Consider the following 21,968-nt stretch of genomic DNA (forward strand, 5'->3'; position numbering starts at 1 on the left):
CGGCCCGGGGTGGGGCGGCAGCGTAGGGGGCATGAGGCGCAAGGAAGACGTGGTGCGGGGGGCGGCGGCCGGGATCGCGATGGCCGCCACGGTGCCCTATCTGACGCTGAAACTGCTGTGGCTGTCCGGCTCCCCCGTGGGCGTGCGCGACGCGAAGGCGTTGGACGGGCTGTGGACGCTCAACCTCCTCACCTTCGGCATGGAGGTGGTCGCGCTGCTGCTCGCGCTCGCCTTCGTCCGGCCGTGGGGGCGGCGGGCCCCGGCCGCGCTGGTGGCGTTCCCGATGTGGGTGGCGACCGGGCTGCTGGGGACGATCCTGGTGGTCGTCCCGCTGGACCTGCTGGGCTCACTGGCGTTCGGGGCGGAGCACCGGACGGCGGCGCAGCAGGCCGACGACGGCCTCGCGGGGTGGGTGTACGCCGTGGTCTACGGGGGCTTCGGGGTGCAGGGCGCCGCCCTGTTCACCGCGTTCGCGCTGTACGCCCGCCGACGCTGGACGGGCCTGCTCCACGACCGGATCGGCGACCTGCCCGACTCCCCCACCCGCAACGTGCAGCGGGCCTTCGCCGTGGTGGCCGCGCTGGTCGCGCTGGGGGTCGCGACGGCCCGGGCGTACTGGGCGGCGGGCGGGACGGTGGGACTGCCGCTGCGGATGGCCGAGGAGTACGACCGGTCGATGGCGACGATGGACGCGGCCACCGCCGTGACCGCCGTCGCCGCGGCCCTGGCCCTGCTGGTGCTGGTCTTCCGGATCGGGCCGCGACGGCGGCTGCGGGTGCCGCTGCTGGTGGCCTGGACCGGCGCGGGCTCGCTGTTCGGCTGGGGCGGCTTCCTGCTGGTGGCGTTCGGGACCTCGACGGCGGTGCCGGACCTGCCGCGGGCCGTACCGGGGTTCCTGGCCCTGGTGGAGGCCGGGCAGTTCACGGCCGGGGCCCTGATGCTGGCCGCGGGCGCGGTGGCCCTGACCGAACGGGGGGCCGCGCCCGGCCGGGGAGCCGGACCCGACGGCACTGACGGGCCCGACGGCACTGACGGCCCCGGCGGTGCTGACGTAAAGTCGCCCGGGTGAGTACGGGGGGCCGCCGGATCCGGCGGGCGGGCGAGGTGTTGTTCGGACGGCGGGCCCGACTGCGCTGGGTGCACCTGGTGCTGGGCGGCGCGCTGCTGATGCCCTACTACCTGCTGTCGACGGTGGGACTCGGGGCGCTCAACCCGAACCAGGGCCACGCCCGCCAACTGCTGTTGCAGATGCTGTCGTTGTTCACCTCGCTGCCGATGGCCGCGGTGACCGCGCTGGTGCCGACCGTCCGGGGGCTGGAGGGCGCGGCCGCCCGGGCGCTGTGCGCGGTGGCCCGGCCGGAGGAACTGGCCACCGGGCCGTCCCGGTCCTGGGCCGCCCGGTGGCGGACCGCCGCGTTCTTCGTGCTGCACCTGTTCACCGGCGGGGTGGTCGCCGGGATGACGCTGGCCGGGGCGCCCTTCGCGGTGGTGCTGATGTTCGGCCTCATCGGGTCCGAGGACCTCTCCGGCTACTGGACGGACCGCTTCCCCGGCTGGATGCTCACCGGCCCCGCACTGGGCCTGGCCGTTCTGCTGCTGATCGTCGTCAGCAACGCCGGCTGCGGTGCGCTGCTGGCCCGTTGGGCGCCCAGGCTGCTCGGCCCCACCCCGGAGGAGCGGCTGGCCGCCGCCGAACGGCGTGCCACCGTGCTCGCCCAGCGCAACCGGCTGGCCCGGGAACTGCACGACTCGGTCGGGCACGCGCTCAGCGCGGTCGGCATCCAGGCCTCGGCGGCCGCCCGGGTGCTGCGCACCGACCCGGACTTCGCCGCGGAGGCGCTGTGCGCGATCGAGGAGACCGCGCGCGGGGCCGTCGCCGAACTGGACACCGTGCTGGGGCTGTTGCGCGAGGAGGAGGACGGTGGCACCGGACCGGCCGGGCCCACGCTGGCCGGGCTGGACGACCTGCTGCGCCAACTCGCCCGCACCGGCGTGACGGTGGACGCCGAGCTGGCGCCCGGCCTGGGCGCACTGCCCGCCGGGGTCTCCCGCGAGGCGTACCGGATCGTCCAGGAGGGCCTGACCAATGTGCTCCGGCACGCCGGGCCCGCCCCGGCGGGGCTGCGGGTCGCGCTGGACGCGGGCCGACTGGAGATCGAACTGACCAACCCGCTGGGCGCGGCCCGCCCGAGCCGCCCCGGCGGCGGGCGCGGGCTGCGCGGGATCGGGGAACGGGCGGCGGCCCTGCGCGGCGGGAGCGCCGTCGGGCCGAGCGAGGACGGGACGACGTGGCGGCTGGCCGTGTGGCTGCCGCTGGGAGGGACTGGGGGATGAACGACGGCAACGGTACGGGGGACGGCGCGCGGGGCGGCACGGAGGGCGGGCCCATCCGTGTGGTGATCGCGGACGACGAGCGCCTGGTCCGGATGGGCCTGCGGGTGGTGATCGACGCCGAACCGGACCTCTCCGTGGTCGGCGAGGCCGCCGACGGCGCCGAGGTCGTACCGCTGGCGCGCGAACTGCGCCCGGACGTGGTGCTGATGGACGTCCGGATGCCCGGCATCGACGGGATCCGGGCCACCGAGCAGCTGGTCCGCGGGATGGCCGAGCCGCCGCGAATCCTGGTGGTCACCACCTTCGAGCACGACGACCACGTGTACGACGCGCTGCGCGCGGGCGCGGCCGGCTTCCTGTTGAAGCGGGCCCGGGCCGAGGAGATGGTGCAGGCGGTGCGACTGGTCGCGCGCGGTGACTCGCTGCTGTTCCCGGCGGCGGTGCGCGAACTCGCGCTGCGGCACGGTGCGGACGGCCGCCGGGAGGCCGCCGCGGACCGGGGGCCGATCGGGCGGCTGACCGAACGGGAGGGCCAGGTGCTGCGGTTGATGGCCACCGGACTCAACAACGCGGAGATCGCGCGGCAGTTGGTGGTGAGCCAGGAGACGGTGAAGACCCACGTCGGCAGCGTGCTGGCCAAGCTGGGCGCCCGGGACCGCACCCAGGCCGTGATCGCGGCCTACGAGTCGGGCTTCGTCCTGCCGGGGTGACCGAAGCGGGGCCGCGACGGTTCGGCGGCGGTTCCGCGACGGTTCGGCGGCGGTTCCGCGACGGTTCGGCGGCGGTTCCGCGACGGTTCGGCGGCGGAAGTTCGTACACAAGTTCCCTCGACGGGTACCACCGAGTAGAGTGCGATCTTCCCCTCCGAACGTCCGATACCTCCCGTATCGCCTGGAACGAACTGGTGGCCGCATGACCGTCCGGACCCGTCCCGCGCTGTGGTGGCGCATGGGCATCGTGCTCTCGGCCGGCCTCGGCCTGACCCTCGGGGACGCGTCGCTGGTGTACTTCACCGTGCAGAGCAACGTCATCGTGCTCGGCTACTTCATCGGCGCGGTGTACTGGATGCTCCAGCGCGACACCGTGGACGCGCCCGCGCCCCGGCTGCGCGGGGCCGCCACGCTGTACATCCTGATCACCGGACTGGTCTCGCACGTCCTGCTCCAGCACGGCGCCAGCCCGCTGCCCGGACTGGTCGACGGGCCGGACCGGCTGGCGCACTGGTCCTCCTTCTTCCTGCACTACGTCACGCCGGTGATGGTGCTGGTCGACTGGGTGGCGTTGAAGCCGCGCAATGCGTCGACCTGGAAGAACCTCCCGCTCTGGCTGGCCTTCCCGCTCGGCTACGCGGCGATCGTGCTCGCCCGCAACGCGCTGTTCGCCGACTTCCCGAGGCCCTACCCGTACTTCTTCTTCGACCCGACGACCAAGGGCTACGGCTACGTCTGGGGCCAGATAGCCCAGCTGACGGTCGAGTTCATCGTGCTCGGCGCGGCCGTCGTCGGGCTGGACCGGCTGGGCACCCTGGTCGCGGACAGGTGGAAGCGGGAAGAGGCGCAGGAGTAGGAGAGGCGGACGCGGCCGGCCTCGGATCCGCCACGACGGATTTCCACCCGCCGTCAAAAGGGTTTGCCGTCCATCCCTCCCGAGGTGGTTCGACCGGGCGTGCGAGTGGGCCCGGAGGAGGGGACGGGAGCGGCGCGTCGGATGACGACCGGGCGGTGCGGGCGACCGTAGCGTCGTGGGCACGGTGGCGGAGGGGTTCCGCGGGGGAGGCCGGACACTCGGCGGAGGCCGGACATGCAGCAGAGTCGGCGGGGGTCGAACATCGAGCGGGGTCGGCGGAGGCCGAACCTCGAACAGGGACGGCGGGGGCCGAGGGCGAGGTCCCGGAAGGTCGCCAGGGCGGCGGCCACCACCACGGCGCTGGCGACGGCACTGGTGCTCGCCACGGCGGTCGGGCCGGCGGCGGGGACGGCGGCCGCCGCCGAGGGGCGGCCGGGGAGTCCGACCGGAGTCTGGCGGATGGACGGCTACGGCACGGTGGTCGCCGTCGACGGGGGCAAGCTGACCACCTACGACGTGACCGCGCACAGCTGCGTGCCCGGCTGGATCACCGCGACGCAAGCCGGCCCGCCGGGACCGGACGGCACCGTCCGCTACGTCGTGGGCAGCAACGCGGTGACCCTCACCCCGAAGGGCCGTGACCGGCTGGTCGACCGCGAGGAGGGCGGGGTCGGCACCAAGGACCTGTACCGGCTCCCCGCCCTGCCGGCCCTGTGCACCACCCCGGCACCGAACGACCCGCTCGCGGTCTTCGACCGGTTCTGGGAGGACTTCGAGGAGAACTACCCCTTCTTCGCGGCCAAGGGGATCGACTGGCACGCCGTCCGGGACGAGCAGCGGCGACGGATCACGCCGACGACGACCACCGACCAGTTGCAGGAGGTGTTCGTCGACATGCTGCGGCCGCTCGGCGACGCCCACACCGGGCTGGCGCGGATCGTCGACGGGCAGCCGACCGGGGTGTTCGGCGGACGGCGGCCCGGCTCGACGGTGCGCACCAAGGAGCTGACCACCCGGGCCGGGGAGGCCGTCGCCGCCCAGCTCACCGGGCCGGAGCAGCTCTTCGCCGCCGGGAAGCTCGGCGTGGGCCGGCTTCCCGACGACGTCGGCTACCTGCGGGTGGGCAGCTTCGACGGCTACACCGGCGGCGACTACCGCAGCCAGGTCGCCGAGCTGGACAGGGCGCTGGACGCCCTGCTCGCCGACCCGGACGGGCTCACCGGGCTGGTGCTCGACGTCCGGCTGAACGGCGGCGGCTCGGACGCGCTCGGGCTGCACATCGCCGCCCGGCTCACCGACCGCCCGTACCTCGCCTACCGGAAGGTGGCGCGGAACGACCCGGCCGACCCGACGAAGTTCACCCGGCCCGTACCCGTCCCCGTGGAGCCCTCGGACGGCGAGCACTTCACCGGGCCGGTGGCCCTGCTCACCTCCTCGATCTCGGCCAGCGCGGCGGAGACCTTCACCCAGGCGCTGATGGGCCGCTCCCCGCACGTGACCCGGATCGGCGAGAACACCCAGGGCGTCTACTCGGACGTCCTGATCAAGCCGCTCTCGCCGGACTTCGCGGTCGTCCTGCCGAACGAGAAGTACCTCACCCGAAGTGGCAGCACCTTCGACGGCCCGGGCATCGCGCCGGACCTCCGGACCCCGGTGTACAGCCCCGAGGAGCTGGCCGCGCTCAAGGACTCCGCCCTGAGCACGGCCCGCCGGGTGCTCGCCGAGGACGCCCGGGGCGACCAGGGCCCCCTGCGGCAGCGGTAGCAGGAGCCGCTACATCGGATCCACCGCCCTCAGTTCGCCGTCCAGCTCCAGCCACCTGGTCAGGCCCAGGCCGCGCAGGAAGGGCAGGTCGTGGCTGACCACGATCAGCGCGCCCCGGTAGGCGGCCAGCGCCTGGGTGAGCTGGTGGACGCTGGCGAGGTCCAGGTTGCTGGTCGGCTCGTCGAGCAGCAGCAGCTGCGGCGGCGGGTCGGCCAGCAGCAGGGCGGCCAGCGTCGCCCGGAAGCGTTCGCCGCCGGACAGCGTGCCGACCGGCTGCTCGGCCCGGGCGCCCCGGAACAGGAAGCGGGCCAGCCGGGCGCGGATCGCGTTGTCCCCGGCGGCGGGGGCGAACCGCTTGACGTTCTCCACGACGGTGAGTGCGTCGTCCAGCAGGTCGAGCCGCTGCGGCAGGTGGCGCAGCCCCTCCGGGGTGGTGATCTGCCCCTCCAGCGGGGAGAGTTCGCCCGCGATGGTGCGCAGCAGAGTGGTCTTGCCGGAGCCGTTGCGCCCGACCAGGGCGATCCGTTCGGGGCCGCGCAGGTCGAGGTCGACGGTGGCGCCGAAGGGCAGCCGGACCTTCTGCAGGGTGAGCACGGTGCGCCCGGCCGGCACCTCGGTGCGCGGCAGGTCGATCCGGATCTCGGCGTCGTCGCGCACCGCCTCCTCGGCGGCGGTCAGCCGCGCCCTGGCCTCCTCCAGGCGTTCGGCGTGCATGCCGGTGAGCCGGCCGGCCGTCTCCTGGCCCTTGCGTTTGAGCATCCCGGCGAAGATGTGCGGGTCGTTGCGGGTGACCGCGCGCTTCTTGCCGTAGCTGGCGCTGCGGTCCAGCCTGGTGCGGGCTTCGGCCAAGTCCCGCTTCTGGCGCTGGACGTCGGCCTCGGCGTTGCGCAGCAGCCGCTCGGCCGTCTCCTGCTGGGCGGCGAGGGTGCGCTCGTAGTCGTCGTAGTTGCCGCCGTACCACGTCACCCCGCCGTCCCGGAGGTCGGCGATCTGGTCGACGTGCCGGAGCAGTTCGCGGTCGTGGCTGACGATCACCATGGCGCCCTGCCAGCCGGCCACCGTCTCGTAGAGCCGCTCGCGGGCGGCCCGGTCGAGGTTGTTGGTGGGCTCGTCCAGCAGCAGCACGTCGGGGCGGCTCAGCAGCAGGGCGGCCAGTCGCAGCAACACCGCCTCGCCGCCGGAGAGTTCGCCGGTGGTGCGGTCGAGGCCGAGGCGGCGCAGGCCGAGCTTGTCGAGGGTGGCGCGGGCGCGCTCCTCGACGTCCCAGTCGTCGCCGACGGCGTCGAAGTGCCGCTGGTCGGTGTCGCCCGACTCGATGGCGTGCAGGGCCTCGCGGGCGGCCCGGATGCCGAGCGCCTCGTCGACCCGCAGGCCGGTGTCGAGGGTGAGGCCCTGCGGCAGGTGGCCGAGTTCGCCCTCGACCCGGACGGTGCCGCCGGTGGGGGTGAGTTCGCCGGCGATCAGCCGCAGCAGGGTCGACTTGCCGGCCCCGTTGAGGCCGATGAGTCCGGTGCGGCCGGGGCCGACGGCGAGGTGGAAGCCGTCCAGGACGGACTTGCCGTCGGGCCACTCGAACGCGAGGTCGGTGCAGAGGACGGCGGTGGTGGGTTGTGCCATGCAAGGCCTCCCGGGTGGTTGCTGAAGGGGTGACGAGCAACACGGGGAGACACCGCGGGTGCGGAACCGGGACGGCCGGAGGACAGGACGGCGCGATGACGCGCCACGGGCCGTGACTGAGGTCGCACACTCGCACACCACGCGGCAAGGGCCACAGCTACAGCTATGACTACGGCTGCGACTGCGACTGCGGCGACAACTGCGGCCGTCAGAACGACAGCGGCAGCGGGGCCTGCGTGGCGGGGGCGGTGTCCCGGGACCTCAGTAGAGCAACGGCCTTCTCCTTGTCTGGCGGATGACGCGAACCACGCTAGGCACGTCGGCGAACGGTCGCAACCGGTTTTCCGGACCGCCCGCGCGCCGGGCCGAACGCGGCCCCGTGCCGATCCGGTGCCGATCCGGTGACGGCCTCGTACCGGCCGGGGGCGCCTGTAAGGAGTTCCTTATCCGCATGGCAGACTCCTCACCTGCCATACCTGCGGCCCCGGTCGGCCGCACCCGAGGACCGGGCCGTATGGCGGTAGTCAACAGGGGGATTTGAAATCATGTCACCGATATCCAGGCCGAGCCGTGCCGTCCTCGGCGCCACCGTCGCCGCGCTCACCATGGTGGTCGCCAGCGGCTGCGGCCCGGACAACAGCGACCCGGCCGGCGCCCAGACCTCCGCGCCGTCGGTCGCGGCCAGTGCCTCCGGGAAGCCGGGCGCGGCTCCGATCAAGCTGCCGACGGTCGAAGAGCTGAAGACCTGGAAGCTCGACGACTGGGACAAATGGGCCCAGGCCAACGTGATCACCCCGGCGGCCAAGGGCTACTGGACCCTGCAGAAGCTGCTGAACGCCAAGCCGAAGCCGCTGCCGCAGGCGCCGGCCCAGCCCACCGGGCAGCCGACCGCCCAGCCGACGAGCGCGGCCCCGGCCCAGCCCACCGCCGCCCAGCCGCCGACCGGCCCGGACCAGCTGCCCCCGGTCGTCGCCGCCAAGCCCGTGGCGCACCCCTTCCCGAAGAACATGCACGTCAACGGCAAGATCTTCTTCAAGGACGGCAACGAGGACTACGTCTGCTCCGGCACCGTCGTCTCCGACCCGGCCAACCCGGGCAAGAGCAACCTGGTGTGGACCGCGAGCCACTGCCTGCACGGCGGCAAGGGCAACAAGTACTACACCGACATCACCTTCGCCCCCGCCTTCAACAGCAACGGCGTGCTGAGCAACGGCAACAAGCAGAAGTCCAAGCTGGACGACGCCGAGCCGTACGGCGAGTGGGGCGCGACCGCCGGCATGGTCTCCCCGCAGTGGACCCAGGAGGCCGACCCGGAGAAGGGCGGCCCGTGGAGCCAGTACGACTTCGGCATCATCAAGGTCACCAACCCCGACCCGAGCGGCAAGTCGCTGGAGGAGACCGTCGGCGGCTCCGTGCCGCTGTGGTTCAACGCCCCGCGCGACCAGCTCGCCTCCGTCGCCAACTACGGTTTCCCGGAGGGCAAGCCCTTCGACGGCGTCGAGCTGGAGCACTGCGACGGCGGCAAGCCGGCCGCGAAGCCCGGTGACCCGAGCCGCCCGGCGATGCTGATGATCGGCTGCAACATGACCGGCGGCAGCAGCGGCGGCGGCTGGTACACCACCAAGGACGGCAAGCCGGCCCTGGTCAGCGACACCTCCGTCGGCAACGGCGCCAACACCTACGAGGCGGGCCCCTACCTGGAGGACGTCGCGGCGCACATGTTCGACTACTTCTCCAAGAAGGCCAAGTGATCGGCGGCTGAGACCCGCCCCGGTCCCGTGCGGGGCCGCGACTGCCGGAAGGCAGCCGCGGCCCCGCCGCCTTTTCCGGCTCGGGGCCCGGTCCTCCTACAATCGGCTCCATCATGAGCGCGACACTCGTAGTCAAGGACCTCGCCGCCGGCCACGGCGAACGCACCCTCTTCACCGGCCTGGACCTGGTCGTCGCCCCCGGCGACGTGATCGGCCTGGTCGGCGTGAACGGCGCCGGCAAGTCGACCCTGCTGCGGCTGCTGGCCGGGCTGGACACCCCCGAGGGCGGGTCGCTGCGGCTCAGCCCGGCGAGCGCCAACGTCGGCCACCTGCCGCAGGAGCCGGAGCGGCGCGAGGGCGAGTCGGTGCGCGGCTTCCTGGCCCGGCGCACCGGCGTGGCGGCCGCCCAGGCCGAGCTGGACGAGGCCACCGAGGGCCTGGTCGAGGGCCGCCCCGGCGCCGACGACGCCTACGCGGCGAGCCTGGACCGCTGGCTGGACCTCGGCGGCGCCGACCTGGACGAGCGGGCCGAGGAGGTGGCCGACTCGCTCGGCCTCAAGGTCTCCCTCGACCTGCCGATGACGGCGCTCTCCGGCGGCCAGGCCGCCCGCGCGGGCCTGGCCTCGCTGCTGCTCTCCCGCTACGACGTGTTCCTGCTGGACGAGCCCACCAACGACCTCGACCTGGACGGCCTGGAGCGGCTGGAGGCCTTCGTCAAGGGCCTGCGCGCCGGCACCGTGCTGATCAGCCACGACCGCGAGTTCCTGGCCCGCACCGTGACCAAGGTGCTGGAGCTGGACCTGCACCAGCAGCAGGTCAACCTGTACGGCGGCGGCTACGAGGCGTACCTGGAGGAGCGGGCGGTGGCCCGCCGGCACGCCCGCGAGGAGTACGAGGACTACGCCGACACCAAGTCCTCGCTGGAGGCCCGGGCGCAGATGCAGCGCAACTGGATGGAGCACGGGGTCCGCAACGCCCGCCGCAAGGGCGGCGACAACGACAAGAACGCCAAGGCGAAGCGCACCGAGTCCACCGAGAAGCAGGCCTCCAAGGCCCGGCAGACCCAGCGGATGATCGAGCGGCTGGACGTGGTCGAGGAGCCGCGCAAGGAGTGGGAGCTGCGGATGGAGATCGCCACCGCGCCGCGCTCCGGCTCGGTGGTGGCCACCCTGCGGGCGGCCGTCGCCCAGCGCGGCGACTTCGCCTTCGGCCCGGTGGACCTGCAGATCGACTGGGCCGACCGGGTCGCGATCACCGGGGCCAACGGCGCGGGCAAGTCCACCCTGCTGGCGGCCCTGCTCGGCCGGCTCGCACTCGACTCCGGCAGTGCCGTGCTGGGCTCCGGCGTGGTGGTCGGCGAGGTCGACCAGGCGCGCGGGCTCTTCCTCGGGGGCGAGCCGCTGGCGGACGCCTTCGCGGCCGCCGTGCCGGAGCTCACCGAGGAGGAGGTGCGCACCCTGCTGGCCAAGTTCGGCCTCAAGGCGGTGCACGTGCTGCGCCCGGCGGGCACCCTCTCCCCCGGCGAGCGCACCCGGGCCGCGCTGGCGCTGCTGCAGGCCCGCGGGGTCAACCTGCTGGTGCTGGACGAGCCCACCAACCACCTGGACCTGCCCGCGATCGAGCAGCTGGAGTCCGCGCTCGGCTCGTACACCGGCACCCTGCTGCTGGTCACCCACGACCGGCGGATGCTGGACACGGTGGCGGTGAACCGGCGGATCGAGGTCCGGGGCGGCCGGGTGCACGAGCTCTAGGCTCCTTCGAGACACGGACGGCCGCCCCGGGAATTGGTCTCTACCTCTTCCCGGAGCGGCCGTCATGTGCTGTGCTGTCGGCCATGGTTGACAGCGCAGTGGCAGGGACGCCCCACCCGACCGTCCCGCTCACCCCGATGACGGTGCCGGCCCACCAGGCCGAGGCCCGCAGCAAGGCATTCCACGACGTGATGGCGCAGCGCCGGACCGTCCGCGACTACTCCACCGAACCGATCCCGGACGGGGTGGTCGAGTGGGCCGTCCGCACCGCGAGCACCGCGCCCAGCGGCGCCCACGTCCAGCCCTGGCGGTTCGTGGTGATCACCGACCCGGAGCGCAAGCGGCTGCTGCGCGAGGCGGCCGAGGCGGAGGAGCGCGAGTTCTACGGCCACCGGGCGTCCGAGGAGTGGCTGGCCGCGCTGGCGCCGATCGGCACCGACTGGCACAAGCCGTTCCTGGAGGACGCGCCGGCCGTGATCGTGGTCTTCGAGGTGCACAAGGGCCCCGACTCGCCGCGCCCGTACTACACCAAGGAGTCGGTGGGGATCGCGGTCGGACTGCTGCTGGCCTCGCTGCACCAGGCCGGGCTGGCCACACTGACCCACACGCCGAGCCCGATGCGGTTCCTCAACGAGGTGTGCGGGCGCCCGGCGGAGGAGCGGGCCGCGTACGTGATCCCGGTCGGCTACCCCGCCGAGGGGGCGCGGGTGCCGGACCTGCGGCGCAAGGAGCTGGACGAGGTGATGGTCCGGCTCTGACGCGCCGGAGGCCGCCTCCTCCCGCCCCTCTCCCGCTCCCGCCCGCCCCCGCCGGTCGGCGGGACGGGATGCGCCCCCGTCCGGATGTGGCAGGTCCGGGCCAAGGACATAATCGCCGCCATGAGCCCCGCACTGCCGCAGTCCTGCGAGCCCGTCCGGGCGGCACCCGAGGTGACCACCGGGCGGCCGCCCGAACTGCTGCGGCTGCCCGGCGGCCTCTGCCTGCACCGCCGCCGCAGCGCCCACGCACCCGCGCTGCACCGGGCGGTCCGGGCCAACCTGGAGCACCTGCGGCCCTGGCTGGACTGGGCGGCCGAGGTCCCCACCCGGGCCCGGACCGCCGAACGGACCAGGGCCGGCACCGCCGCCTGGGAGGCCGGGACGGACTTCATGTACCTCGCCGACCTGGACGAGGCCCCCGGCCGGGTGGTCGCCGCCCTCGGGCTGCACGCGCGGCTCGGCCCGGGCGCGCTGGAGATCGGCTACTGGGTCGCGGCCCGGCACGTCGGCCGCGGCATCGCCACCGCCGCGGCCGGGGCGCTGACCCAGGCCGCGCTGGCGCTGCCCGGGATCGCCCGGGTGGAGATCCGCTGCGACCGGGCGAACACCGCCAGCGCGGCCGTCCCGCGCAAGCTCGGCTACCGGCTGGACCGGGTCACCGAGGCCGCCGTCCGGGCCCCGGGCGAGACCGGACGGCAGCTGGTCTGGGTCATGGAGCGGTGACGGCCCGGGCCCTCGGGGCGGGCGACGCCCGGGGCGCTCAGTAGCGCCCGCCCTCCGGGGCCGGCAGCGCGTCCAGCTCGGCCAGGTCGGCCGCCGAGAGCTCGACCGCGGCCGCGCCCACGTTGTCCTCCAGGTAGCGCGGCGTCTTGGTGCCCGGGATCGGGAGGACGTACCGGCCCTGCGCCAGCACCCAGGCCAGCGCGACCCGCGCCGGGGTGGTGCCGAGCCGCTCGGCGATCTCCCGGACCCTGCCGACCAGCGCCAGGTTGGCCTTGAGCGCGTCCTGCTGGAAGCGCGGCAGGCGGCGGCGGAGGTCGTCCTCGGGCAGCTCGTCGAAGGAGGAGATGCTGCCGGTCAGGAAGCCCCGGCCGAGCGGCGAGAAGGGCAGGAAGGCGATGCCCTGCTCCTCGGTGTACGGCAGCACCTCGGCCAGCACGTCCCTGGTCCACAGCGACAGCTCGGACTGCACGGAGGCCACCGGGTGCACCGCCTGGGCGCGCCGGATCTCCTCGACGCCGACCTCGGAGAGCCCGATCCGGCGGGCCTTTCCGGCCCGGACGGCCTCGGCGAGCGCGCCCCAGGTCTCCTCGATCGGGACGGCCGGGTCGACCCGGTGCAGCTGGTACAGGTCGACGTGGTCGGTGCCGAGCCGGCGCAGGCTGTCGTCGATCGAGCGGCGCACGTGCTCGGGCCGGCCGTCGCGCACGTTCGGGCCGCCGCCGCCCGGGACGATGCCCACCTTGGTGGCGAGGAAGGCGCGCTCGCGGTGCGGGCCGGCCAGGGCGGCGCCGACCACCTCCTCGTTGCTGTACGGGCCGTAGACGTCGGCGGTGTCGATCAGGGTGACGCCGAGGTCCAGGGCCTGGTGGATGACCCGGACGGACCTCTCGTCGTCCCGGCTCCGGACGTCGTAGGCGTGGGTCATCCCCATGCAGCCGAGGCCGATCACGCCGACCTCCGGGCCGCCGCTGCCGAAGAAGGCGCTGCGCATGACGGTGCTCCGTTCTGTGGTTCCGCTCTGTGGTTCCGCTGAGCCGAAGTGGATCAACGCCGCCAGCTTCCCCCTTGGAGTGCACTCGAGGTCAAGCCTTCCGAGGTCAACCCCCGCCTCCGGTACGGTCATCGGACCGCCGTGCGGCGCGAACGGGGCGCGCGCCTCCGGTTTCACCACCGGGCTCCCGCACCCGGCCGTCGGCCCGGGCGTTCGCCCCCGGACGGTCCGCCCGGGCCCGGCGGACGTCCGCCCCGCCAAACCGGCGCGCGGGGGCCCGGTCGCGGGATCATCGCGCCACCTGGCGCCGCCGGTCCGGTCTTGGCACGGCTCGCCGCGACGGTCGAGGCTCGGTCCGCGGCCGGTCGACCCGGCCCGCCGCCACGGAGGCGACCGAAGACGTCGCCCGCCTCGGGGAGGAACCCATGTCGCTCTCGCGCACCCGCACCGCCGCCCTCGCCCTCACCCTCGCCGCCGCCACCGCGCTGACCACCGCCGGCCTCGCCGCCCCGGCCCAGGCGGCCGGCCACCGCGCGCTCAGCCGCTTCGACGACGGCAGCTTCGAGTCCCCCAAGATCGCGCCGAACACCTTCACCGAGCCGGTGACCGGCCAGAGCATCGGCCCGTGGCTGGTCACCAGCGGCAGCGTCGACCTGATCGGCGCCGGGTTCTGGCAGGCCGCCGAGGGCGACCAGTCGGTGGACCTCAACGGTGCCGACAGCGGCGCCATCGCCCAGACCTTCACCACGATCCCCGGCGCCACCTACTCGGTGAGCTACGCACTGGCCGGCAACCCCGGCGGCGGGCCCGCCCTGCGGACCGGCCGAGTGCTGATCGACGGACAGGACTTCCAGGACTTCTCCTTCGACGTCACCGGCAAGACCCGCGCCGCCATGGGCTACGTCGGACGGCAGTTCAGCTTCGTCGCGTACAACTCCTCGACCACGCTGACCTTCGAGAGCACCGTGCGGGGCGCCTTCGGGCCGGTGCTCGACGACGTCCAGGTGAAGGAGTGCAAGCCCTGCTGCGGCGGCTGACCGGCTGACGGGCCGTCACGGGCCGACCCGCCCTCCTTAAACCCTCCCTAAAACCTGCTCTCGGAAGGCTCCCGAACCCCGGGAAGTGCTTGACGTGCACAGCTGGTCTAGTCCAGTTTGATCCTCAGCACCGCGCTCCTCCCGCACCGGAACAGCCCCCATGCTGCCGCCCGCCCCGCGTCTCCCCCCTTCGCGGCGCGGGCGGCCCCACGCTCCGAGAGGCACCCCCATGCCCAGCGCGCCCCAGCACGCCCCCACCCGCCGCCGCCCCGCCGGCCGGACCACCCTGCTGAGCCTCGCCGCCGCCACCGCGCTCGCGGCCGGCGGTCTCGCCGCCCTCGCCGGGAACGCCGGCGCCGCGGACGCGAACCTGCTCGCCAACGGCGGCTTCGAGAGCGGCACGCTCGCCCCGTGGAGCTGTTCCGCCGGCACCGGAAGCATCGTCACCTCCGGCGCCCACAGCGGAACCGACGCCCTCAAGGGGGCGGTGAGCGCGAGCGACACCGCGCAGTGCGGCCAGACCGTGAGCGTCCAGCCCAACACCACCTACACCCTGAGCGCCTGGGTCCAGGGCCAGTACGTCTACCTCGGCGCCACCGGCAGCGGCGTCACCGACCCCGCCGTGTGGACCCCGGGCGGCGCCAACTGGCAGCAGCTGTCCGCCAGTTTCACCACCGGACCGAGCACCACCAGCGTCAACGTCTACCTGCACGGCTGGTACGGGCAGGGCGCCTACCTCGCCGACGACGTCACCCTCACCGGCCCCGGTGGCGGCGGACCGACCACTCCCCCGACCACCCCGCCGACCTCCACCCCGACCGGCGGCCCGACCACCCCGCCGCCGAACGTCGCCCTCCCCGTCGCCCCGTACATCGACATGGGCGCCTGGCCCACCCCGTCCATGCCCGACATGGCCAAGGCCGGCGGCGTCAAGGGCTACACCATGGGCTTCGTCACCGGCGTCGGCTGCAAGGCCAGCTGGTTCAACGCCTACGACCCGCGCACCGGTTGGGCCAAGGACCAGGTCGACGCGCTGCGCGCGGCCGGCGGCGACGTCAAGCTCTCCTTCGGCGGCGCCAGCGGCACCGAACTCGCCGCCGCCTGCACCTCGGTGGACTCGCTGTTCAACGAGTACGACGCGGTGGTCAACGCCTACAACCTGCGCTACGTCGACTACGACATCGAGGGCGCGGCGATCGCCGACACCGCCTCCAACGACCGCCGCTCCGCCGCGCTCGCCAAGCTCCAGCAGGCCCACCCCGGCCTCAAGGTCTCGCTCACCCTGCCCGTCCTGCCCGAGGGCCTGACCAGCGACGGCGTCGCCATCGTCAAGTCCGCCCGGGACGCCGGGGTCAACCTGGACCTGGTGAACATCATGGCGATGGACTACTACCGCTCCGGCAGCGACTACGGCAACGCCGCCGTCCAGGCCGCGCAGGCGACCTTCGGCCAGCTCAAGGCGCTCTACCCGGCGAAGACCGACGCCCAGCTGTGGGCCATGGTCGGGGTCACCCCGATGATCGGCGAGAACGACGACCACCAGATCTACAACCAGGCCGCCGCCCAGCAGTTGACGACCTTCGCCCAGCAGAACCACCTCGGCCTGCTCGCCTTCTGGGACGCCACCCGGGACGCCAACGCCTGCACCGGCTCGCTGGCCAAGTGCACCAACATCACCCAGCAGCCGTACGAGTTCGCGAAGATCTTCAGCAAGTACACGGGCTGACGCCACGACCCCGCGGGGCGCCGACGGGCCAGGGGGCCGTCGGCGCCTCTGTGCGTCACGGCCGGGCCGACACTCTCGGGCGGCACGGACAGCTCGGGCAGCTCGGGTAGCTCGGGTGGCACGGGCGGCTCGGGCAGCCGGAAGAAATTGGCATCTCATCGTCCCGGACCGTCAACTACAGTCCCTCCCACCTGTACGGAACGAGGGGGCGGACATGACGGTCCGGGACGACCACCACCAGCTGATCACCACCACCACGACCAGCGAAGCCGCGTGTGCGGCGGGCCTCACCCCCGAGGAACTCAGCGCGTTCAGCGTCACCCTGGGCCGGCTGCGCGGCCTCCCCCCGCACGACCGCACCCGGCTGGTCGCCGAGCGCCAGCTCAGCTCCTTCGTGATGGAGAGCCGCAAGCGCCGCCGCCAGGAGGCCAAGGACGCCGTCCGGCAGGCCGACGCCGCACTGCTCGCCGCCACCGCGACCGGCGCCCGGCAGCGCCGCGAGGACACAGCGCTCGCCACGGCTCCGGGAGGGCCGGTCGGCGAACTGGTCGTCGCGCGCAAGTGCTACGTCTGCAAGCAGCCGTACCGCCGGGTCGACGGCTTCTACCACATGCTGTGCCCGGACTGCGCGGCCGACAACACCGCCCGCCGCGGCCTCTCCACCGACCTGCGCGGGCGCCGGGCGCTGCTCACCGGCGGACGGGTGAAGATCGGCTTCCAGCTCGCGCTGATGCTGCTGCGGGACGGCGCCGAGCTGACCGTCACCAGCCGCTTCCCGCAGGACACCGTCCGCCGCTTCCGCGCCGCCGAGGGCAGCGCGCAGTGGTGGGAGCGGCTGACCGTGGTCGGCATCGACCTCCGTGACCCGCGCCAAGTCCTGGGCCTGACCGAGCAGTTGCGCGCCGAGGGCCGACCGCTGGACATCCTGGTCAACAACGCCGCGCAGACCCTGCGCCGCCCCCCGGAGTCCTACGCCCTGCTGGCGGCGAGCGAGGCCGCGGCCCTGCCGGGCGCCGACCGCCGGGCCGTCACCCACGCTCCCGGCTTCCGGCCGTCCGCCGTCGCGGCCCAACTCCCGTCCGGGGCGGGCTCCCTGCTGGACCTCACCGACGAGGCCGGGCTGCTGCCCGACCTGGCACCGACCAACTCCTGGTCCGCCACGCTCGGTTCGCTCGACCCGGCGGAGCTGCTGGAGACCCAGCTGGTCAACTCGCTGGCCCCGGCCCTGCTCTGCGACCGGCTGCTGCCGCTGCTGCTGGCCTCCCCGCACCCCGCCCGCTACATCGTCAACGTCACGGCGGTGGAGGGCCGGTTCGCCGTCCGCAACAAGACCGCGCGCCACCCGCACACCAACATGGCCAAGGCCGCGCTCAACATGCTCACCCGCACCAGCGCCGCCGAACTCGCCCCACGGGGCGTGCACATGTGCGCCGTCGACACCGGCTGGATCACCGACGAGAACCCGGCGCCGGCGAAGACCCGGATCGCCGCCCGGGGCTTCCGCACCCCGCTGGACATCGTGGACGGCGCGGCCCGGGTGTACGACCCGATCGTGCGCGGCGAGGCGGGCCACCCGGTGTCGGGGGTGTTCCTCAAGGACTACCGGGTCGCGGAGTGGTGACGGCCCGCGGGCGGTGACGGCTCAGGTGTCGTAGCAGCCGTCCCACGGCGCGTGGAAGCCGAGGCCGTCGGGGCGGAGCTCGACCCAGGGCCCTTCCTCCTCGCCCTCCTCGTCGTCCTCGTCGGCTTCCTCCTCGTCGAGGAGGAGCCCGAAGAGCACGCCGTCGACCTCCACGGAGAACTGCGCGATCGCGATGTCCCCGTACGCGCGCTCGGGCAGGGCGTCCAGCCACTCGTCCAGCAGCCGACGGGCCTCCGCCGCCGTGCCGACGGCCCGGATGCTCGACTCCAGGTGCTGCCCCGCCGGGTCGAAACGGTGCAGCACCGCGTACGGTCGGCCCTCGGCCACGACGGCCGAGGCCAGGAACTGGCCGCCCTGCCAGCGGCCGATGGTGTCCGTGCGCCAGTCCGGCTCGCGCCGGATCGGGATCAGTGCGGGTACGTTCATGCTCGAACCCTAGGCCCGACCTGCGAGGACGGCCCGCCCGGGGTGCTCCCGGGCGGGCCGTCGCGCCGTACAGCGGTCAGCGGTCAGCGGTCAGCGGCCGGTCGGCAGGTTGGCCCCACCGGTGCAGTCGAGCACCACGCCGGTGACGAAGGTGTTGGCGGCGAACATCTGGATCGCCCGGGCGACGTCCTCGGGGCGGCCGACCCGGCCGACCGGGGTGGTGGCGGCCAGGCCGTCGAAGAGCGCGGTGCGCTGCTCGGCGGGGACGCGGTCCCACCACGGGGTGTCGATGACGCCGGGCGAGACGGCGTTGACCCGCAGCGGGGCGAGTTCGACGGCCAGCGGCGGGACCATCGCCTCCAGGGCGCCGTTGATGGCGGCCAGTCCGGCGGTGCCGGGGATGGCGGCGCGGGCCGAGGCGGCGGTGATCAGGGTGACCGAGCCGTCCTCGCGCAGGTGCGGCAGGGCGGCCTGGAGGACGCGCACCTGCGGCCAGAACTTGGCGTCGAAGCCGTGGGCGAGGTCGGCGAGGTCGAGTTGGGCGAAGGGGCCGCTGCCGGCCGCGCCGCTGACCGCGACGACCAGGTGGTCGACGGTGCCGGCGCCGGTGAAGAAGGCGGCGAGGGCGGCCGGGTCGGTCGCGTCCAGCTGTGCGCCCTCGGTCTTTCCGCCGATCCGGGCGACGGCGGCGTCCAGCTTCGCGCGGTCGCGGCCGGTGATCACGACCTCGGCGCCGTCGGCCGCGAAGGCGGTCGCGGTCGCCTCGCCGATGCCCGAGCTGCCGCCCATGACGACGACGCGCTGTCCGGTGAAGAGGTTCGATGCAGTGCTCATGGTTCTGGCCCTTCCGGCTTGATCAGGAACTTGTCGAGACCATCGGTTCCGGTAATGATGTTTGCCGAGACTGCTAGTCTTGTCAAGTGGGGGAGGAAGAACGGGGACCGGAGGAAAGGGACACCACCATGAGCGAGACCGACCCCCAGGCCGCCCGGCCGCACACCGGCCGCCGCCGCAACGAGGCGGCCCACCGGGCGATCCTGGACGCGGCACTGCACCTGCTCGCGGAATCCGACGGCACGCCCGTCACCATCGACGCCATCGCCCGCGCGGCCGGCGTCGGCAAGCAGACCGTCTACCGCTGGTGGCCCTCCAAGGGCGCCGTCCTGCTGGACGCCCTCACCGACCGCGCCGACCAGGACGTCACCGACCACCCGGACACCGGCGCACTCCGCACCGACCTGCGGGCCTTCGTCGAGACCACCTTCGACGCCGCCCAGCAGAGCACCACGGCCTCCGCGCTGCGCACCCTCGTCCGCGAGGCCGCCCGCGACCCGCACCTGGCCGAACTGATGCAGGCCTTCACCGCCACCCGGCGCGACGCGCTGCACGAGCTGCTCGCCCGGGGGCGCGAGCGCGGCGAACTGGCCGAGCACGCCGACCTGGACCTGATCGTGGACCAGGTCTACGGGGTGTTCTGGTACCGCTTCCTGCTCGGCCACGGCCCGCTGGACCCGACCGTCGCCGAGCGGCTCGCCGACACCCTGGTCACCGGGAACGACTAACCGGGCACGCCCCGGCGCCGCACCAGCGGCAGGTACACCTCGTCGACGATCTCCACCAGCACGTCGTCGGGCGCGCTCGGCACCCCCCGCACCACGAACTCGTTGCGCAGCAGCACCACCGCCACCGTCGCCACCCGCGGGTGCAGCACCTCGGGCTCCGCCTCGCCGCGGGCGACGGCCCGGCCCAGCACGGTGAGCCAGGGGGCGGCCGCGGCGTCGCCGGACTGGTCCTGCAACTGCGCCAGGAACTCGCTCGCGCCGCCCGCGGCGGCCAGCAGTTCGCGCAGCACTCCGCCGAGCGGGGAGCTCCAGTGCCGGTTCGCCTGGCGCAGCAACTCCAGCGCGTCACCGCGCAGTTCGCCGGTGTCGGGGAGCGGGGCGGCCTTGGCGAGCTGCTTGTAGGCGGCGATGCCGAGGGCCAGGCGGTTCGGCCAGCGCCGGTAGATGGCGTTCTTGTTGGTGCCCGCGCGGGCGGCGACCTTGTCCATCGTCAGCCCGGCGTACCCGGACCCGGCGAGCTCCGCGACCGCGGCCGCCAGGATCGCCTCCTCCAGCGCCGCCCCGCGCCGCCGCGTCTGCCCGGCCATGCTCCCGCTCCGCCCTCGCTGTCGCCCGTACCGCCCCCATGCTTACTTGCCCTCCGACCCCGACGGCAACTACGGTACTGGCCGTACCGTAAATTCCGTACGTTTCCGATCCGCCATGAAGGCAGGGGACCATGCGCGCCAAGGGAATCAGCTACGACACCGGTTTCGTCAGGGACGGGTCGTACTCCCGCAAGCTGTTCGAGCCGGAGACCGTCGAACGCGAGCTGCGGATCATCCGCGACGAACTGCACTGCACCGCCGTCCGGATCATGGGCGGTGATCCGGACCGGATCGAGCTCGCCGCCGGGCTGGCCGCCGGACTCGGGCTGGAGGTCTGGTTCTCCCCGTACCCGCTGGAGCTGACCACCGAGGAGATGCTGCGGCTGTTCGCCGACTGCGCCGGGCGCGCGGAGCGGCTGCGGCGCGGCGGGGCCGAGGTGGTGTTCGTGGCCGGTGCCGAACTGAGCCTGATGAACCCCGGCTTCCTGCCCGGCGCCACCACGGACGAGCGGGTCGCGCTGCTCGCCCGGCCGGAGGAGGTGCGCCAGCACCTCGGGGCGGTCAGCGCCGAGGTCAACGCCTTCCTCGGCGAGGCGGTGGCCACCGTCCGCGCGCACTTCGACGGGCCCGTCACCTACGCCGCCGTCCCGCTGGAGCGGGTCGACTGGACGCCCTTCGACCGGATCTCCCTCGACCTGTACCGCTCCGCCGGGATCGCCGACCGCTTCGCCGACGGCGTCCGGGACCTCACGGCCCAGGGCAAGCCGGTCGCCGTCACCGAGTTCGGCTCCGCCACCTACCGCGGCGCGGGCGACCGGGGCGCGCTCGGCCTGGAGGTCGTCGAGTACGACGCCGACGGCCCGGTGCGCCTCGACGGCAGGTACGAGCGCGACGAGCCCGCCCAGGCCGGGTACGTCCGCGAGCTGCTGACGGCCTTCGACGAGGGCGGCATCGACGCCGCCTTCGTGTTCACCTTCGCGCTGTACGACTTCGTCCACCGCCCGGACGGCGACCCCCGCGAGGACCTCGACCTGGCCAGCTACGGCATCGTCAAGGTGTACGAGGACCGCCCGGGCAGCAGGTTCCCCGGCCTGCCCTGGGACCCGAAGGAGGCCTTCACCGCGGTCGGCGAGTACTACCGGACGCACTGACGCCCACCCGGTCGGCACGGGAGGCCGGCCGGTCCGGCTTCCCGCGCCGACCGGGCGCTCAGGCGGTGCGGCGGCGGTAGTACGCGACACCGAGGGCGATGGTGATCGGCCCCCACAGCGCCGCCGGGCTGACGCAGACCCGGCACAGCGCCTCCCACCAGCCGTTGCTGAACCCGACCTCGTCCACCACGCCGGCCCAGGCGAGCGGCTGGAGCCCGAACAGTCCGAACAGCACCAGCCCGCCCAGCACCGTCGCGACCAGCGGCCCCAACGGCGGCACCCGGCGCCCCCGCAGGAACGGCACCCAGCGCGGGAACACCTCGCCCCAGCCGCTGACCAGGCCCAGGGTGAGCAGCGCCAGCCCCTCGGTGACCAGGCTCAGTCCGAACACGTACGGGGTCGCCCACCAGACCCAGGGCGGGCGGTCCGGGTCGACCGTGCCCATCGCGAAGTCGAAGGCGAACGGCAGCCGCCACAGGCAGTGCGGCAGGAGGACGAAGGGCAGGGCCTTGGCCAGGCGCAGGGCCCAACGGGGCACTGGGCGTTCGGTATCACCGACCGGGATGTTCATCACCATGCGTC

The 21,968-nt window shown here is 73.9% G+C and carries 20 protein-coding genes; 14 read left to right on the forward strand and 6 right to left on the reverse strand.

The window, feature by feature from the left end; all coding sequences use genetic code 11:
• Positions 1 to 31: 31 nt before the first annotated feature.
• The 5 genes from ACFXOZ_RS08715 to ACFXOZ_RS08735 all read left to right on the forward strand — a co-directional run bounded on the left by ACFXOZ_RS08715 (position 32) and on the right by ACFXOZ_RS08735 (position 5,664).
• Positions 32 to 1,069, forward strand: a complete 1,038-nt coding sequence (locus tag ACFXOZ_RS08715; RefSeq protein WP_380588637.1) for a hypothetical protein — start codon at positions 32 to 34, stop codon at positions 1,067 to 1,069.
• A complete protein-coding gene (locus tag ACFXOZ_RS08720; RefSeq protein WP_380588640.1) occupies positions 1,066 to 2,334 on the forward strand; it encodes a sensor histidine kinase in 1,269 nt (422 codons plus the stop codon). Before ACFXOZ_RS08715 ends, ACFXOZ_RS08720 begins: the two co-directional genes overlap by 4 nt.
• Positions 2,331 to 3,044: a response regulator gene (locus tag ACFXOZ_RS08725; RefSeq protein WP_380588643.1), complete on the forward strand. Its 714-nt coding sequence runs from the start codon at positions 2,331 to 2,333 to the stop codon at positions 3,042 to 3,044. The genes ACFXOZ_RS08720 and ACFXOZ_RS08725 overlap by 4 nt, the downstream gene beginning before the upstream one ends.
• Before the next feature lie 202 nt (positions 3,045 to 3,246).
• Positions 3,247 to 3,900, forward strand: coding sequence for a Pr6Pr family membrane protein (locus ACFXOZ_RS08730; RefSeq protein WP_380588646.1), 654 nt, complete (start codon positions 3,247 to 3,249; stop codon positions 3,898 to 3,900).
• A 234-nt stretch (positions 3,901 to 4,134) separates the two neighbouring features.
• Complete coding sequence (locus ACFXOZ_RS08735; RefSeq protein ID WP_380588649.1) at positions 4,135 to 5,664, forward strand: S41 family peptidase; 1,530 nt, start codon at positions 4,135 to 4,137, stop codon at positions 5,662 to 5,664.
• A gap of 9 nt (positions 5,665 to 5,673) precedes the next feature.
• Here ACFXOZ_RS08735 and ACFXOZ_RS08740 read toward each other — a convergent pair whose 3' ends face one another.
• Positions 5,674 to 7,281: an ABC-F family ATP-binding cassette domain-containing protein gene (locus ACFXOZ_RS08740; protein WP_380588652.1), complete on the reverse strand. Its 1,608-nt coding sequence runs from the start codon at positions 7,279 to 7,281 to the stop codon at positions 5,674 to 5,676.
• Positions 7,282 to 7,826: 545 nt separating this feature from the next.
• On the opposite strand from ACFXOZ_RS08740, the gene ACFXOZ_RS08745 reads away from it, so the two are divergent.
• The 4 genes from ACFXOZ_RS08745 (at position 7,827) to ACFXOZ_RS08760 (ending at position 12,264) form a co-directional block, all read left to right on the forward strand.
• The gene (locus ACFXOZ_RS08745) at positions 7,827 to 9,032 is read left to right on the forward strand and encodes a trypsin-like serine peptidase (protein WP_380523578.1); all 1,206 of its coding nucleotides are present in this window, start codon (positions 7,827 to 7,829) and stop codon (positions 9,030 to 9,032) included.
• A 113-nt stretch (positions 9,033 to 9,145) separates the two neighbouring features.
• Positions 9,146 to 10,783 carry an ABC-F family ATP-binding cassette domain-containing protein gene (locus ACFXOZ_RS08750; protein ID WP_375891155.1) on the forward strand — a complete coding sequence of 546 codons (1,638 nt, stop codon included), beginning with the start codon at positions 9,146 to 9,148 and terminating at the stop codon, positions 10,781 to 10,783.
• An 83-nt stretch (positions 10,784 to 10,866) separates the two neighbouring features.
• Positions 10,867 to 11,541: a nitroreductase family protein gene (locus ACFXOZ_RS08755; protein WP_375891153.1), complete on the forward strand. Its 675-nt coding sequence runs from the start codon at positions 10,867 to 10,869 to the stop codon at positions 11,539 to 11,541.
• 120 nt (positions 11,542 to 11,661) lie between these two features.
• A complete protein-coding gene (locus ACFXOZ_RS08760) occupies positions 11,662 to 12,264 on the forward strand; it encodes a GNAT family N-acetyltransferase (protein ID WP_380523582.1) in 603 nt (200 codons plus the stop codon).
• A gap of 37 nt (positions 12,265 to 12,301) precedes the next feature.
• Here ACFXOZ_RS08760 and ACFXOZ_RS08765 read toward each other — a convergent pair whose 3' ends face one another.
• Entirely contained in the window at positions 12,302 to 13,255 is a 954-nt protein-coding gene (locus ACFXOZ_RS08765; protein WP_380403183.1) for an aldo/keto reductase, read from the reverse strand.
• A gap of 425 nt (positions 13,256 to 13,680) precedes the next feature.
• Here ACFXOZ_RS08765 and ACFXOZ_RS08770 point away from each other — a divergent pair, with 425 nt between their 5' ends.
• The 3 genes from ACFXOZ_RS08770 to ACFXOZ_RS08780 all read left to right on the forward strand — a co-directional run bounded on the left by ACFXOZ_RS08770 (position 13,681) and on the right by ACFXOZ_RS08780 (position 17,639).
• Positions 13,681 to 14,292 (forward strand): choice-of-anchor C family protein, encoded by a 612-nt coding sequence (locus ACFXOZ_RS08770; RefSeq protein ID WP_380588656.1) that lies wholly within the window; start codon positions 13,681 to 13,683, stop codon positions 14,290 to 14,292.
• A 229-nt stretch (positions 14,293 to 14,521) separates the two neighbouring features.
• On the forward strand, positions 14,522 to 16,018 hold the full coding sequence (locus ACFXOZ_RS08775; RefSeq protein WP_380588658.1) for a carbohydrate binding domain-containing protein: 1,497 nt from the start codon (positions 14,522 to 14,524) through the stop codon (positions 16,016 to 16,018).
• Positions 16,019 to 16,232: 214 nt separating this feature from the next.
• Positions 16,233 to 17,639 carry an SDR family NAD(P)-dependent oxidoreductase gene (locus ACFXOZ_RS08780; protein ID WP_380588661.1) on the forward strand — a complete coding sequence of 469 codons (1,407 nt, stop codon included), beginning with the start codon at positions 16,233 to 16,235 and terminating at the stop codon, positions 17,637 to 17,639.
• A gap of 21 nt (positions 17,640 to 17,660) precedes the next feature.
• Here ACFXOZ_RS08780 and ACFXOZ_RS08785 read toward each other — a convergent pair whose 3' ends face one another.
• Positions 17,661 to 18,086 carry a hypothetical protein gene (locus ACFXOZ_RS08785; protein WP_375891143.1) on the reverse strand — a complete coding sequence of 142 codons (426 nt, stop codon included), beginning with the start codon at positions 18,084 to 18,086 and terminating at the stop codon, positions 17,661 to 17,663.
• 90 nt (positions 18,087 to 18,176) lie between these two features.
• Complete coding sequence (locus tag ACFXOZ_RS08790) at positions 18,177 to 18,920, reverse strand: SDR family oxidoreductase (protein ID WP_380588664.1); 744 nt, start codon at positions 18,918 to 18,920, stop codon at positions 18,177 to 18,179.
• A 128-nt stretch (positions 18,921 to 19,048) separates the two neighbouring features.
• On the opposite strand from ACFXOZ_RS08790, the gene ACFXOZ_RS08795 reads away from it, so the two are divergent.
• Positions 19,049 to 19,648: a TetR/AcrR family transcriptional regulator gene (locus ACFXOZ_RS08795; RefSeq protein ID WP_380588667.1), complete on the forward strand. Its 600-nt coding sequence runs from the start codon at positions 19,049 to 19,051 to the stop codon at positions 19,646 to 19,648.
• On the opposite strand, the gene ACFXOZ_RS08800 is transcribed toward ACFXOZ_RS08795, so the two are convergent.
• The gene (locus ACFXOZ_RS08800) at positions 19,645 to 20,235 is read right to left on the reverse strand and encodes a TetR/AcrR family transcriptional regulator (RefSeq protein WP_375891138.1); all 591 of its coding nucleotides are present in this window, start codon (positions 20,233 to 20,235) and stop codon (positions 19,645 to 19,647) included. The two genes, ACFXOZ_RS08795 and ACFXOZ_RS08800, sit on opposite strands and share 4 nt — an antisense overlap.
• Before the next feature lie 131 nt (positions 20,236 to 20,366).
• Here ACFXOZ_RS08800 and ACFXOZ_RS08805 point away from each other — a divergent pair, with 131 nt between their 5' ends.
• Complete coding sequence (locus ACFXOZ_RS08805; RefSeq protein WP_380588669.1) at positions 20,367 to 21,386, forward strand: hypothetical protein; 1,020 nt, start codon at positions 20,367 to 20,369, stop codon at positions 21,384 to 21,386.
• A gap of 58 nt (positions 21,387 to 21,444) precedes the next feature.
• On the opposite strand, the gene ACFXOZ_RS08810 is transcribed toward ACFXOZ_RS08805, so the two are convergent.
• Entirely contained in the window at positions 21,445 to 21,924 is a 480-nt protein-coding gene (locus tag ACFXOZ_RS08810; RefSeq protein WP_380588672.1) for a hypothetical protein, read from the reverse strand.
• Positions 21,925 to 21,968 lie beyond the last annotated feature (44 nt).

Origin of the sequence: Kitasatospora sp. NPDC059160 (assembly GCF_042755465.1) — a bacterium.
Classification (GTDB): Bacteria; Actinomycetota; Actinomycetes; order Streptomycetales; family Streptomycetaceae; genus Kitasatospora.